General features: G+C 33.1%; 12 protein-coding genes. 4 read left to right on the forward strand and 8 right to left on the reverse strand.

All coding sequences use genetic code 11. The annotated features are described in order from the left end of the window. Window positions 1-43 precede the first annotated feature (43 nt). From H3U97_RS02380 to nrdB, 4 genes are all read left to right on the forward strand, one after another. Window positions 44-1,432 (forward strand): hypothetical protein, encoded by a 1,389-nt coding sequence (locus H3U97_RS02380; protein WP_198197901.1) that lies wholly within the window; start codon window positions 44-46, stop codon window positions 1,430-1,432. Between the two features lie 406 nt (window positions 1,433-1,838). After that, window positions 1,839-3,218 (forward strand): hypothetical protein, encoded by a 1,380-nt coding sequence (locus H3U97_RS02385; RefSeq protein WP_198197903.1) that lies wholly within the window; start codon window positions 1,839-1,841, stop codon window positions 3,216-3,218. Between the two features lie 288 nt (window positions 3,219-3,506). Then, window positions 3,507-5,792: a class 1a ribonucleoside-diphosphate reductase subunit alpha gene (gene nrdA, locus H3U97_RS02390; protein ID WP_198197905.1), complete on the forward strand. Its 2,286-nt coding sequence runs from the start codon at window positions 3,507-3,509 to the stop codon at window positions 5,790-5,792. 126 nt (window positions 5,793-5,918) lie between these two features. Continuing rightward, entirely contained in the window at window positions 5,919-7,049 is a 1,131-nt protein-coding gene (gene nrdB / locus H3U97_RS02395; protein WP_065577674.1) for a class Ia ribonucleoside-diphosphate reductase subunit beta, read from the forward strand. Window positions 7,050-7,273: 224 nt separating this feature from the next. Here the strand turns inward: nrdB and H3U97_RS02400 are convergent, their stop codons facing one another. From H3U97_RS02400 to H3U97_RS02435, 8 genes are all read right to left on the reverse strand, one after another. Then, on the reverse strand, window positions 7,274-8,383 hold the full coding sequence (locus H3U97_RS02400) for a glycerol dehydrogenase (protein ID WP_198197907.1): 1,110 nt from the start codon (window positions 8,381-8,383) through the stop codon (window positions 7,274-7,276). 107 nt (window positions 8,384-8,490) lie between these two features. Then, window positions 8,491-9,153: a fructose-6-phosphate aldolase gene (gene fsa / locus H3U97_RS02405; RefSeq protein WP_065577604.1), complete on the reverse strand. Its 663-nt coding sequence runs from the start codon at window positions 9,151-9,153 to the stop codon at window positions 8,491-8,493. A gap of 274 nt (window positions 9,154-9,427) precedes the next feature. Further along, window positions 9,428-10,753 carry a PTS sugar transporter subunit IIC gene (locus H3U97_RS02410; RefSeq protein ID WP_065577605.1) on the reverse strand — a complete coding sequence of 442 codons (1,326 nt, stop codon included), beginning with the start codon at window positions 10,751-10,753 and terminating at the stop codon, window positions 9,428-9,430. A 5-nt stretch (window positions 10,754-10,758) separates the two neighbouring features. Beyond that, complete coding sequence (locus H3U97_RS02415; RefSeq protein WP_198197909.1) at window positions 10,759-11,073, reverse strand: PTS sugar transporter subunit IIB; 315 nt, start codon at window positions 11,071-11,073, stop codon at window positions 10,759-10,761. Window positions 11,074-11,100: 27 nt separating this feature from the next. Beyond that, window positions 11,101-11,424, reverse strand: coding sequence for a PTS lactose/cellobiose transporter subunit IIA (locus H3U97_RS02420; RefSeq protein WP_065577607.1), 324 nt, complete (start codon window positions 11,422-11,424; stop codon window positions 11,101-11,103). A gap of 370 nt (window positions 11,425-11,794) precedes the next feature. Continuing rightward, window positions 11,795-12,535: a DNA-binding transcriptional regulator YciT gene (locus H3U97_RS02425; protein ID WP_065577608.1), complete on the reverse strand. Its 741-nt coding sequence runs from the start codon at window positions 12,533-12,535 to the stop codon at window positions 11,795-11,797. 68 nt (window positions 12,536-12,603) lie between these two features. After that, window positions 12,604-13,752, reverse strand: a complete 1,149-nt coding sequence (locus H3U97_RS02430) for a PTS transporter subunit EIIC (protein WP_198197911.1) — start codon at window positions 13,750-13,752, stop codon at window positions 12,604-12,606. Between the two features lie 15 nt (window positions 13,753-13,767). After that, window positions 13,768-14,721 carry an ROK family protein gene (locus tag H3U97_RS02435; protein ID WP_065577610.1) on the reverse strand — a complete coding sequence of 318 codons (954 nt, stop codon included), beginning with the start codon at window positions 14,719-14,721 and terminating at the stop codon, window positions 13,768-13,770. Between the last annotated feature and the right edge of the window lie 18 nt (window positions 14,722-14,739).

Genomic DNA, 14,739 nt, shown 5'->3' on the forward strand with positions numbered 1-14,739 from the left:
TCTAATAAATAATTAAAGAAAAATGAAATATAGGAAATATACCGTGAGTTACCTAACGAGCAGTAGATATTTAGCACTATGGTTTTATTTAGTATTATTATTCCAATCAATCCAGTCAACTGAAGCCAGCCTCTCACAAATAACGGTTAACTCAATAACAGGATCACCACCTCATTTATCACTACCATTAGAGATGAATATGGACGATTTAAACTTATTTGGTTTAAAAGTTTATAATCAAAATTATTATGGAAAGGAGATTGATCATTTACCACTCACCAGTAACTATCCATTTAAAGATAAAGTCGCAATTGCACCAATGAAATATCCAAACGAAAATGAATACGTTGATATTGATGGTGATGAGTTAGTTGGGTTTGAACATAATGGCAACATTCAAATGGAATGGTTTTATACCAATTCAAAAAATAAATTAGTTTCGTTTGTTCCAACAGCTGTTGATACATTTTGTTCTTTAGCTAAAAAAAATATAACTGCACCATTTAAAGTAAAATTGACTACTGATGCTTTATTACTAGTATCAAAATATGGTGAACCTGACTATTATCTCTATCCTAATGAGGAAATAATAACATCACCTTCAAAAACTTATACCATCATGGATGATGTTGGAATTTGTTATGCCAAACCAGAATTAAAACCAAAAGAATCGGGTGCTAACACAGAATCACAATGGGATCGTGATAATGGCTTTTTACCACAATCGACAAATGATCCTAGCAAAAATTTTCCTTCTACTGGTTTTTATGGTGCGCAATTTCAATTAATTTTGACTAATGAACAAATTGCCAAAGATTATGAATGGTCAATTAAACAAGGTGGTGAGTTAGTACAAGTTAACAAAGACGATAATACTCAAGCTGTTACGGTATCATTTGATATGCCTGATGCTAAAGATCCAGCAAAAGCTTGGCAATATATAATGGGATCTGGTGATGGATATACGGTTATTGTTGAAGGAAAAAACCCTCAAAGAAATACCACTATTCAATATTCATTTACTCTCGTTAAATGGTTTACCGGTTGGGATGAAAATAAAATTGGTGAACCCGGAGCTTCTATTACAACGGGGCCCAAAGTGGATGAAAGCTGTAACGCCCTAGCTGGCGGTGGAAAGTATCGTATAAGTTATACTAACGAAGTGGTTAATTCCAGCTTACAGGCAGCTAAAGCTAAATATACTCGAGAGATAGGCACCCTTTTTAGTGAATGGGGAGACCCTAGTCAAAAAGCATACCCAAATTCTTGGGCAGCTAATGATAAACAAGATGCTAGATATAAAAGAATTTGGCTATATGATCCGGATAAACAAAAATATTGTGATTTGCATACTTATCAAGCCGTTTATCACTGTGTCGCTGAAAATGGTTTAAAAAATGGCTTATGCACAGCAGTAGATGAAAATAACTAGTAATTTTTACGGACAGTGAAACATTAAAGGATATCTAATTCAGATAGCTAATTTAACTTTCCTATCCTTACATCAACAAATATAAATCGCTGATCGCTTTGACTACCATAAATATCAATAGGGTTTCCAAAGTGAATCGCAATATAAAAATGGTTTATGTATATCATATTACATTGATTGAATGATAAAGGTATAAAATAATGATATTTATCAAATAACTTAAAAAAATATTAATATATTATTACAAATAAAATAATGATTAATCATCTTTAAGATCGACTAAAGCGATTGTTTGCTTTATAATCGGCGCCACAAAAAAACAAAAACAAATAAAAATATAATTTTATCAAATAGTTATAAATTACTAAATTAAAATGATAAAGGATGAATAAAAAGGAATTTAACAGTGAATCAAATCATCAATAAGTCTGTAAAGAAAATATCTTCAATACTACCTTTATTACTTGTATCCCCTTCTAGCTATTGTTCACTCGATTCAAAAACTGTTCAAGCAATTCATGGTAATAAACCATTATTATCAGCACAATTAGAAAATAATATGAAAGACTTTGATCTTTTTGGTCTAAATACCGATGGTAAAAACTATTATGGTGATGAAGTTAAAAATATGCCATATTCAACAAGTTATCCATTTAAAGAACGTATAAAAGTTGCACCTCTAAAACTTCCTGATAATAGCCAATTTGTTGATGAGGATGGCGATCAACTGTCTGCAATCGATACCAGTAGTGCAATTACCATGAAATGGTATTATACCAATGCTAAAAAACAACTTATTGAATTTGAACCAGAAGATAGCGATACATTTTGCTCATTATCTGAAAAAGGGTGGTATGCGCCTTATAAAATTAAATTAGAAGCAAATGGCATACTATTATATACTCAATATGGATTACCTAATTCAAATCAATACCCTAATGAAGACATTATGGATAGTCCAGCGAAAATATATACCTTATTGGAAGATAATGGATTTTGTTATGCACGCCCTTCGTTACAACCAAGTGAAGCCCAAAGTGGTCAAAAAAACCAATGGAATAAAAATTATGGTTTCTTAATTCAATCTAATACAGAATTAAGCAATTTTCCAACTACTGCTTTTTATGGTGCACAATTTGACCTAACTCTTGCCCAAAAAGGCATAGCCGACCAATATGATTGGCAATTGATAAAAGGTAAAGAACTTGTTAGTAAACCAATAATCAGTGCAAATAACGACTTTGTAACGCTAAGATTTGGTACTGATAATGCAAAAAATACCTTGATAGCTTGGAATTATGTCATGGGTAACAATACCGGTTATGAAGTCATTTTAGAAGGCACCCATATAACTAATGGTTACAAAATTCGTTATGGATTCACTATAACAAAATGGTATTCTGGATGGAATCTAGCTACTATAGGAACAGGTATTAGCTCAATAGGAAAGGCATCACAAATTGCCGAAGCATGTGAGCAGTTACCAGGTAATTATCGTATTACTAATGCAGATGAACTGAGTAACGCAAATTTTAATGCAGGAAAAGATGCAATATTTACTCGTGAAATAGGTTCATTAATGAGTGAATGGGGTTATCCAACACAAGAATCATACCCAGACTCATGGGCTCCGGCATTAAAAGAAAATAATAAACGAAAAAGAATTTGGGTCTATGATCCGACAATGAACAAATATTGTGATTTACATCCATATGATGGTAAATATCACTGCAAAAAAGAGAGCCAAGATAAAAATGGCTTATGTATAGCGGTCGATACTAATTAAATTTATTATTCTATATTTAGAGCTCTATCGATTCATAGGTAGAGCTTATCATTGGCAATTTTTGTTTTTCTTTTATACTACCTATCATTATCGTTTTTACTATCAAAAACAAATTCAAAAAATATTATCCGTAGTTATTGATTTTCGTTAATAAATTCCCGATCACTGTTTATTATGCATACTACATATAGTAATAAAATGATTAATAGGCACTATATATTGTATATTTTGACAAATATCAATTATCATACGTTTCATTAAAACATAAAAATGGATGATAAATGAATAATGAACAAATCAATGCTAGTAACTAAACGTGATGGGAAAAAAGAACCTATCGATCTTGATAAAATCCACAAAGTAATCACTTGGGCAGCAGAAGGATTAGATAATGTATCTGTTTCTCAGGTTGAATTACGTTCACATATTCAATTTTATGATGGTATCCGTACTTCGGACATTCATGAAACTATTATCCGTGCAGCAGCTGATCTTATCTCTCAAGATGCACCTGATTATCAATATTTAGCTGCCCGTTTAGCTATCTTTCATTTACGCAAAAAAGCCTATAATCAATTTACACCACCATCACTTTATGAACATGTAAAAAAACTTGTTGCTAGCAAACGCTATGACAAACACCTTCTTGAAGATTATACTCAAGAAGAATTTGAGCAAATGGATAAAATAATCGACCACTGGCGTGATATGAATTTTTCCTATGCAGCAGTCAAACAACTTGAAGGCAAATATTTAGTTCAAAATCGCGTAACTGGCGAAATTTATGAAAGTGCTCAATTCTTATATATCTTAGTTGCAGCGTGTTTATTTGCTAACTATCCAAAAGAGAGCCGTTTAAATTATATTAAACGTTTCTATGATGCTGTTTCGACCTTTAAAATTTCATTGCCGACACCAATTATGGCTGGTGTCCGTACTCCTACTCGCCAATTTAGTTCGTGTGTATTAATTGAATGTGATGACAGTTTAGATTCTATCAATGCCACAGCTGGTGCGATTGTAAAATATGTCTCACAACGAGCTGGAATTGGCGTGAATGCGGGTCGTATAAGAGCATTAGGTAGCTCAATTCGTGGTGGTGAAGCCTTCCATACCGGTTGTATCCCATTTTATAAATATTTCCAAACTGCAGTTAAATCATGTTCACAAGGTGGTGTTCGTGGTGGCGCAGCTACAGTATTTTATCCACTCTGGCATTTAGAAGTTGAAAGTTTATTAGTACTACGTAATAACCGTGGTGTTGAAGAAAACCGAGTACGACATTTAGATTATGGTGTACAAATCAATAAATTAATGTACCAACGTCTAATTAAAAATGAAAACATCTCTTTATTCAGTCCATCTGATGTACCGGGTCTTTACGATGCTTTCTTTGCCGACCAAGACAAATTTGAAGCTCTTTATCATCAATATGAACAAGATGTTAATATTCGCAAACGCGTAGTTAAAGCAGTTGAATTGTTTTCATTATTAATGCAAGAACGAGCATCAACTGGCCGAATTTATATTCAAAATGTTGATCATTGTAATACTCATAGTCCATTTAATGCTCAACTAGCGCCAGTACATCAATCCAATTTATGTATGGAAATTGCCCTACCAACTAAACCACTTAATAATGTTAATGATGATAAAGGTGAAATTGCACTTTGTACGTTATCTGCTTTTAATTTAGGTAAAATTGAATCTCTTGACGATTTTGAAGAGCTAGCTGATTTAACCGTTCGTGCCCTAGACGCATTGCTTGATTATCAAGACTATCCGATTCCGGCAGCTAAAACGTCATCAATAAACCGCCGCACATTAGGTATTGGTGTAATTAATTATGCCTATTATTTAGCTAAACATGGAGTTAAATATTCTGATGGTAGTGCCAATAACTTAACCCATCGCACATTTGAAGCAATGCAATATTATTTATTAAAAGCATCAAATAATTTAGCTAAAGAAAAAGGTGCCTGCCCACTATTTAGTGAAACAACCTATGCTCAAGGTATCTTACCTATTGATACTTATAAACAAGATATCGATACACTTACTAAAGAACCATTACATTATGATTGGGAATCTTTACGCCAATCAATCAAAACTTATGGTTTACGTAATTCTACTTTGTCGGCATTAATGCCATCTGAAACTTCCTCACAAATATCAAATGCCACTAATGGTATTGAGCCACCACGAGGATATGTCAGCATAAAGGCGTCAAAAGATGGTATTTTAAAACAAGTGGTACCTGAATATAAAAAATTAAAAGATTTATATGAGTTACTTTGGCAAATCCCAAATAATACAGGTTATTTGCATTTAGTCGGTATTATGCAGAAGTTTATTGATCAATCAATTTCAGCCAATACTAATTATGATCCAACTAAATTCCCTAATGATAAAGTACCAATGAAGCAGCTATTATCTGATTTATTAACAGCTTATAAATATGGTGTAAAAACCCTTTATTATCATAATACACGAGATGGTGCTGAAGATATTCAAGGTGATATTGAAGTCTCATCAAGTGATGATGGTTGTGAAGGCGGAGCATGCAAAATTTAATTGTTCTGCTTAGCCCTAAAAATAAAAGTAGCGGATAACAAGCCAGTTATCCCTACTATTCCGACTTTTTACTTATATGCCCAGTAAAAAGCTTAACAAATTTCTGTTAGGAGTTCGATTATGAGCATGAATTACAGCACCTTCTCACACGTCCATAATGATCAACTTAAAGAGCCAATGTTTCTTGGTCAACCGGTAAATGTTGCTCGTTACGATCAACAAAAATATGAAATGTTTGAAAAATTAATTGAAAAACAACTTTCTTTCTTTTGGCGTCCTGAAGAGGTCGATGTATCACAAGATCGTATTGACTACGCAGCGCTCCCCGAACATGAAAAACATATATTTATTAGTAATTTAAAATATCAAACTCTGCTCGATTCTATTCAAGGTCGAAGTCCAAATGTGGCGTTATTACCTTTAATTTCTATTCCTGAACTTGAAACATGGGTAGAAACTTGGTCATTTTCAGAAACGATTCATTCACGTTCATACACCCACATTATTCGTAATATCGTTAATGATCCATCGGTTGTATTTGACGATATTGTGACTAATAAAGAAATTCAAAAACGGGCTGGTGATATTGCAGGCTACTACGATGAATTAATTAGTTATGCTAGTTATTATAATTTGTTAGGTGAAGGTAAACACACTGTCAATAATCGAACTATCACTATTGATCTACGAGAGTTAAAAAGACGACTTTACTTATGCCTAATGAGCGTTAATGCACTTGAAGCGATTCGTTTTTATGTGAGTTTTGCTTGCTCATTTGCCTTTGCTGAACGTGAGTTAATGGAAGGTAATGCTAAAATAATCAAACTGATTGCCCGTGATGAAGCATTACATCTAACCGGCACACAGTTCATGATTAATACTCTAAGAAGCGGTGAAGATGATCCAGAAATGGCCGAAATCGCTAAAGAGTGTGAACAAGATTGTTATGACCTCTTCTTACAAGCCGCTAATCAAGAAAAAGAATGGGCTGAATATCTATTTGAAGGTGGTTCAATGATTGGTTTAAACAAAGATATTCTATGCCAATATGTTGAGTATATTACCAATATTCGTATGCAAGCAGTCGGCCTCAAATTACCATTTGAAGTAAAATCCAACCCAATTCCATGGATCAATAACTGGCTTGTTTCTGATAACGTACAGGTTGCGCCACAAGAAGCAGAAATGAGCTCATATTTAGTTGGACAAATCGATTCAGAAATTAGTGAAGATGATTTAAGCGATTTTACCTTGTAATTATTAATCGCAAAAACCCCTTTCCTCAAATTTTTTATTAAAGGAACCTTGTCGGTTCCTTTTTATTAACGTTATTTCATATAATTAAATTACAGTCTTTATTAGAAAATAAATTTTAATTTTCTTTTAGTATCTAACGAAAATTTTCTGTAAAAAGTAATCAAAAAAAGAGAAATTACACGAATAATTTCTCTTTTGTATTAAGGATGGAGCTCTGACGAAATTTATCTATCTTTCCGTGATAAATAATTTTCACCATACTGGTTGGCAGCAATTAAAGCAGCATAAACATCTTTAGGTTGAATATTACCAGGCATGTTTTTCATTGTGTCATTATCAGCGCAAGACTCTGCTGCAACTTTCTGCATTTTCTGTTCTATATCAGTAGTAACACCAATTTGTGCTAATGAGATTGGTAAGCCAAGATCATAGCAAAAGCTCGTGATTTGCTCTAACTCTTCATCACTAGCATTTTCTAAAATCAGTTGTGTTAACACACCAAATGCCACTTTCTCACCATGTAAATATTTATGTGTTTCATCAAGTGTTGTTAGTCCATTATGCACTGCGTGAGCTGCAGCCAAACCACCACTTTCAAAACCGACACCACTAAGATAAGTATTCGCTTCTACGATTTTTTCAACTGCTGGAGTAACCACTTTATTTTGCACAGCAATCATCGCTTTTCGACCTTCTGCCATTAAAGTATCAAAGCAGAATTTAGCCAGATTTAAAGCTGTTGATGATGCCAATTCACCAGCCATAGTTTTTGCACCACTTCGATGGCAAGCTCGGGCTTCAAACCACGTCGCCAATGCATCTCCCATTCCCGCGGCTAATAAACGACTCGGTGCGTTAGCTACAATTTGAGTGTCAATAAGGACAACGTTAGCATTGTTTGGTAAAAATAGATAAGAATCAAAAATACCATCATCAGTGTATATAACAGAAAGCGCGGCACATGGAGCATCAGTAGAAGCAACGGTTGGACTTAATACGATTGGATATTTTGCATAAAAGCCTACTGCTTTGGCTGTATCTAGTGTTTTACCACCACCGATACCTAAAATAGCTAAACAATGATTCTCAATCGCTATCTGCATAACTCGATTAACTTCTGAATGACAACATTCTCCACCAAACTCTACAAATATATATTTGATATTTTTTGCCGTGAGATTTTGTTCTAATCGGTCTTTCACTAATGGTAATACAAATGGATCAACTAAAATGACAAACTTATTAGCTACTGGTGACAAATATTTAGCAATATCATCATAGATCCCTGCACCTTGTATATATTTACCTGGTGATTGAATAGCAACAACACTCATACTTTTTTCCTATTAAAAAATAGAATTTACTAACTTTTCTTGATTTTGAAGCTAATAATTTAAATTGCTAAAAAATCATTCGGCGAATACTTAATTAAAACAATGTATTAAAAAGATAGTGTTCCGTAAGTTTTCTTCCAATCATCTTCGAATTTACAAATAGCAGCATCGACTGCAGGATCGGCAAGGAATAACTCAGCTACGTCTACTGGTAAAGTTATAGATTTACATCCACTTAATAAACAATCTAAGGCTTGTCTTGCCGTTCTAAAACTTGCTGCTAATACCATTGAAGATGGCGCGTGCAAATCTAATAAAGTTTGCAATTCATTTACAACATCAATTCCATTTCCGCTTTGAGCGTCAATACGATTAACATATGGTGCAATATATTTTGCTCCAGCTAAAGCAGCTAATAAGCCTTGACCGGCACCATAAACAGCCGTTCCTAACGTTGGAATACCTTGCTTAGTTAATTCTTTGATAGCAATAAGGCCTTCAGTCGTTACCGGAATTTTCGTTATGATCGATGGAATTTTACTGCGTAATTGTTCTGATTCTTTAATCATATCTTTGGCATTATTACCAATAGTTTGCGCAAATAACTGCCCTTCTGGACCAATAATATCCTGTAACGCCAGTAGTACGTCAAAAATCGGCTTACCAGATTTAACTACAATACTAGGGTTTGTAGTCACTCCTTTAATCGGGAATATTGGCGCAAGTCGTTTAACTGCAGCAATATCTGCTGTATCTAAGTAAAGTTCCATAATATCTCCTTTTTATTTTCTTTCGTAAATAATTTTACTTACTATAGAAAATAATTCCACTATTTTTTAATCTTTTTTTGTTAAATTTAAAAAATAAAATAGCACCAATAAAGCGCACAATAATCAAAAGGAATAAAAGTGATAATTAACTTATATAGATTAAATAATTATCGAAAAAAACATTCTTTTGCTTACTAGCAAAAGAATGTAAATCCGAAGAATAATTTTTACAATTTGACTTGTATGATGATCTAAGAAAATTTAACCATAACAACTATGAAGCTGTCGCTAACGCCTCTTGTTGTTCTTTTGCATACGCAATTGCATCCATTTTCTTAAAGAATGGATAATATCCTACGATAGAAATACCTAGGATAATCACTTGTAATAATGCACCTTTCCAACCTGCAACCAAGAATCCAGAAAGAATTCCAGGTGTGCTCCATGGCAACATAACACCAGAAAAAGGTTCTAAAAATCCAATAACAAATGAAAAATAGACTAATAATCCACTTAGAATCGGCACCACAATAAACGGGATAAACATAATCGGATTAAGTACAATACCAAATCCAAACGTAATTGGTTCATTGATATTAAATATAGTAGGGAAAATTACAGCTTTACCTAAAAACTTATATTGCTTAGACTTTGCTGCGACAATCATGGCGAACACAATACCAAAGGTGATACCAGAACCAGTTAAAAGAATAAATGAATCTAAAAATTGTTGAGTAACAATGTGTCCTCCGTTACTTAGATCCAAATAGCCTTTTTCAGCTAAAATTTTAGTATTATCAATGGCATTTGCGGTTAATATTGATGTCACGATTCCATTGACAATCGATTGTCCATGTACGCCAAACCACCATAAAAAGGAGATAAAAAATGCAATCGCTATCATACCACCTAATGAATCGGTTAAACCTTGTAAAGGTACTTGCACTAAACTATAAATAGCTTCTAACAAAGTCGTTTGACCAAAAGCTTTAAATAAAGCATAAGTAATTAAAGCACAAGTAAAAATACAAGCTGCTGGCAAAAATGCGGTAAATTGTACTGCGACAGTTTTTGGTACAGCTTTCGGCATTTTAATCACGATATTACGGCGCAAAAAAAGTGAATAAATATAACCAACGAATAAACCGATAATGATTGCTGAAATCATTCCCTGCCCACCAATCCAAGCTTTAGATACCGTATTATCGATAATTTCACTTGAAATAGGCGCGACAACATAAGAGTTAGAAGTAATAAAAAAGGCCGAAACAGCAAGTACCCCAGCAGGTAACGGTTCAAACCCCTCATTTTTAACATAAGCATAAGCAATGGCAAAACAGGAGATTAACCCCATGATAGCAAAAGTACCACCATAAACTTGCATAAAAGGTTCAGTCCAATTATTACCGAAAATATTAGCAATAAAATCATTAATTTCTTTCGAAGGTATTTGACCAATAACCAGAAAAAAACTACCAACCACAGTTAATGGAAGAATACTTAACATTCCATCTTTGACAGCAATAATACCTTTACTATTCACAAATACTAAAATTTTGGGTAACACTTTGGTATTAATAAAATTGACAATAATACTCATAATTATTACCCCTTGTTTTTATGAAGATTTAGCGCAAATTCAAGTATTTTTTGTCCATTCATTGTGCCATAGTCAATCATAGGAATAACTTCGACAGGTAAACCGACTGGATCACAAACTTCTTTTGCTTTAGCTAATGCATAACCTACTTGAGGTCCAAGTAAAGCTACATCAGTATCATTTATATGATCACGTAAATTTGCATGCGAATGTGCTTGAATATCCACTTCAAGATTTTGTAATTTCGCCGCTTCAATCATTTTTTCAACTAGCATACTAGTAGAAAATCCTGCTGCACAAAATAATTTAATTTTAATCATAATACTTACCTTGTTATCTTTATATAATTAATTAGCTAGTAGACTGTTTACTGTTTTTCGTAAATCGATGATCTGCTCTATCAATGTAATTTCTGATATGGCCGCCATTAAATGATCTTGAGCGTGGATAAATAAAGCACTAATCATAATTTTCTCACCATTGGCCTCCATTGTGAGTAATGCTGTTTGCTCGTTATGAGCTAATTTCAAATATTCATGAGCCTGTTGAAGGTCAGTATCCGATCCTTGGTAATCTTTTTCGTTTACTTTAGTTAATGCATTGTAGGCAAAAGATTTAGCTGCACCGGAGTTAACAATTAAATTCATAATAACTTGCTCTATATCGGTCATATAATTACTCTCCTTTTTAATTTATATTTTGTTGTAACTATCTTTTATTAAAAAATAACACAAAAAATACTTTCAAAACGTTGAGTAAGATCACATTAACGAAAATAAAATAAATTTCTAACGAAAATAAATTTAATTTCATAAGAATATTAAAATATTAGCAATATGATTAATTTAGCCAAAATATTTATTAAGTAATGATTTACTAAGATAAGAAAAGAAATAAGTTAAAAGTAAAAGAAAAACGTTCTTTATACAAAAAGAGAAGGAGAAGGAAAGGAAAAGTAAAATGAATTGGATAAGTTAAAAAATTATAGGCCATTCCATTTTTTAATAAAATCAAATTATAAATAGCTTAAGAAAAGTACAATTAAACTTTATGAACAATAATACCTTTATCTTTTAGTGAATTTTCCATATCTACACTAATATTGTTATCGGTAATAATTTGTTTAAAATTATCAGAGTGGATAGTATAAGGATAAACAAGACCAAACTTTGATGAATCTGAAATCACGAAATTTTCTGCCCCTTTATTCAAGACAGCATTAATAACTTCTACTCGCATCATATCACGGCCAGTAAAACCAATATCGGGACTATAACCATCAATGCCCAAAAAGCTTTTATTAAAGTGGGTTTGATTGATACATGTTCTTGTCAATGGCCCAATTACACTTTCACTTTTAGCTTGTAACAATCCACCAAATAAAATGACATCGAATGGGGCATCACGTAATAACGATGCGATATAGGTACAAACAGTGATAACGACAATTTCACCTTTAAAATTGAGTAATTCTCTGGCTAACAAAGAGTTAGTACTTCCACCCTCAATAAATACAGAATCGCCTTCATTAATTAAACTTAATGAATATTTGGCTAATTTCTGCTTTAGTGAAAAATTAACATCCATCCTCTCACTCATTAAATCACGATCTAGAATTTCAGCAAAACCATGGCTACGCTTAACATAGTTTTGCTGTTCAAGAATAGATAAGTCATTACGAATAGTCACGAGTGATACATTAGTTAATTCAGCTAACTCATTTACACTAATCTTCTTTTTATTATTAATCAATTCTAAGATTATTTGATGACGCTTATTCATATTTCCTGTCTATTGTGCTAATTTAGAGAGAATCATTATGATACCTAAATTTAACCAAATAGGTAAGATTAATTGTTAAGAATTGGAGTTTTAGTTTGAGCAAACTTAGCCAATTCTAACTTTTTATGACAACTTAATGTAAATAAAAAGCCAACTAAAAAACCAATAATAACAGCTAAAATAAAGCTCCAAAAAGCATTTCCCATAAATACCGGCAGCGTTACAAGTCCAGGGAAAGCAAATGACATAGCAGAATTAGCAAAATAACCTGTCATGGCCCCCCCAATAGCGCCACCAAGACAAACGCCTATCATCGGTTTTTTAAGAGGCAAATTAACCCCATACATTGCAGGTTCGGTAATGCCAAATAAAGCAGATATTCCAGCAGAAAAACAGATAAATTTAAACTGTTTATTTTTAGCTAAAAAGAATACCGCAAAGGCCGAACCCGCCTGAGCAAAAACTGCTGGCCCCATCATGGCTAAGATAGTATCAAAGCCATTCAAAGCAATATTATTGATGGCCAATGGGATTAAACACCAATGAAAACCAAAAATAACCATTAATTGAATGATTCCACCCAGTATAAAACCAGCTAAAATTGGGCTAGTTTGATAGGCAGATTGATAACCTATTGCCAGATATTTACTAATTGCAACACCCAATGGCCCTAATACTGATAATGTTAATGTTGAAATGAGAATAATACTAAGCAGCGGTGTTAAGAAATCACTCACCACGTCTGGCAATATTTTCTTAAAAAATAATTCAACATAATGCAAAATACCAACTGCCAATATGATAGGGATCACGCTAGCATTATAGGTAACTGGATAAATAGTTAAACCGATAAAGTTAATCGTATCTCCTTTATCTAACATCTCAACAAGGCTTGGATAAAGCAAAATTCCGGCAATCACTACAGCAGTATAAGGGTTAACACCAAATTTTTTTGCCGAAGTAAAGGCAAGTAACATCGGTAAAAAATAAAAAAGGCTATTAGCCATTGCATGCAAAATCTTATAAGAATCACTTTCAATGTTAATACAACCTGTAGTTTGCAAAATTGCCAGAATACCAATCAAAATACCACAAGCACATAATTGATTAACAAATGGCAGAAAAATACCTGAGATACCATCTATTAAGACATCAATAATTACTAAAAACTTAGGTTTTGCAGGTTTATTTACTTCATCAATAGTCACTGTATTCATCATGATTACCTCAGATTAAAAAAGTAGCTCTGCAGCACCTACTATGCCAAAATCATCGCCTAACTCAGCTTCTTTAAAATAAACAGGTAAATCACAATGATTTAAATCATTAAACATGCTTTTAACAGGATCGAATAATTTATCACCAATATTTAATAAACCACCGCCAAGCACAAAACAGTTAATATTTAATGCGGAATAAAGATTGTACAGCCAAACAGCCATATATTTTGCCATTTGATCTATCGCCCAAATAGATAATGCATCATCTAAATCATAAGCCTGACTAATATGCAAAACATCAATAGCATCATGCGATCCAGCTAGATCAGTCATTATTGTTTTATGACCTTCTAGAATCTTTTGTTTAACATGTTTTACAATCATAGCACCAGAACAATATGACATTAGGCAACCTCGATTACCACAACCACATTCGATACCTTCTCCTGGGGTTGCAATCATATGACCAGTTTCACCGGCCCAACCATAACGTCCACGAAATAGCTTATTATCAATAATAATACCTGTGGAAATCCCAGTACTTACTGGACAATAAAGCATATGAGTAAAACCGCGTCCAGCACCATTACGATGTTCCGCTAATGCAGCCGTATGAGCATCGTTATCAAGCATAATCCGGATATTACCGCCTAACTTTTTATACAAATAACTACGAGCAGGAAAATCTTTTATCTTAGGTAAGTTTGCCGTTTTCATGATACGTCCTTCTTCATAAAAAATATAAGAAGGCATACCAATACCAACACCACGTAAATTAGAATAATTAATATCGTGATTTTTTAGAATAGTATTAATATTATCGGCAATTTCATCAAAAAAAGCTTGTGAATCCAAATTTGAATTAGTTGGTAGTTTATTTTTAAAGATTAGTTTTTTATTGCTATCAAAAAGCCCATATGCTGTTTTAGTGCCGCCAACATCAATACCAATAGTAAAATTATTCATTTTATTCTTCGTCCTTAC

Source organism: Gilliamella sp. W8128, from assembly GCF_016100545.1.
GTDB lineage: Bacteria > Pseudomonadota > Gammaproteobacteria > Enterobacterales > Orbaceae > Gilliamella > Gilliamella apis.

Coding starts and splice junctions, on each gene's coding strand:
- nrdA (WP_198197905.1), top strand. CDS start 3,507: ATGAACAAATCAATGCTAGTAACTAAACGTGATGGGAAAAAAGAACCT.
- nrdB (WP_065577674.1), top strand. CDS start 5,919: ATGAATTACAGCACCTTCTCACACGTCCATAATGATCAACTTAAAGAG.
- H3U97_RS02400 (WP_198197907.1), bottom strand. CDS start 8,383: ATGAGTGTTGTTGCTATTCAATCACCAGGTAAATATATACAAGGTGCA.
- fsa (WP_065577604.1), bottom strand. CDS start 9,153: ATGGAACTTTACTTAGATACAGCAGATATTGCTGCAGTTAAACGACTT.
- H3U97_RS02410 (WP_065577605.1), bottom strand. CDS start 10,753: ATGAGTATTATTGTCAATTTTATTAATACCAAAGTGTTACCCAAAATT.
- H3U97_RS02415 (WP_198197909.1), bottom strand. CDS start 11,073: ATGATTAAAATTAAATTATTTTGTGCAGCAGGATTTTCTACTAGTATG.
- H3U97_RS02420 (WP_065577607.1), bottom strand. CDS start 11,424: ATGACCGATATAGAGCAAGTTATTATGAATTTAATTGTTAACTCCGGT.
- H3U97_RS02425 (WP_065577608.1), bottom strand. CDS start 12,535: ATGAATAAGCGTCATCAAATAATCTTAGAATTGATTAATAATAAAAAG.
- H3U97_RS02430 (WP_198197911.1), bottom strand. CDS start 13,752: ATGAATACAGTGACTATTGATGAAGTAAATAAACCTGCAAAACCTAAG.
- H3U97_RS02435 (WP_065577610.1), bottom strand. CDS start 14,721: ATGAATAATTTTACTATTGGTATTGATGTTGGCGGCACTAAAACAGCA.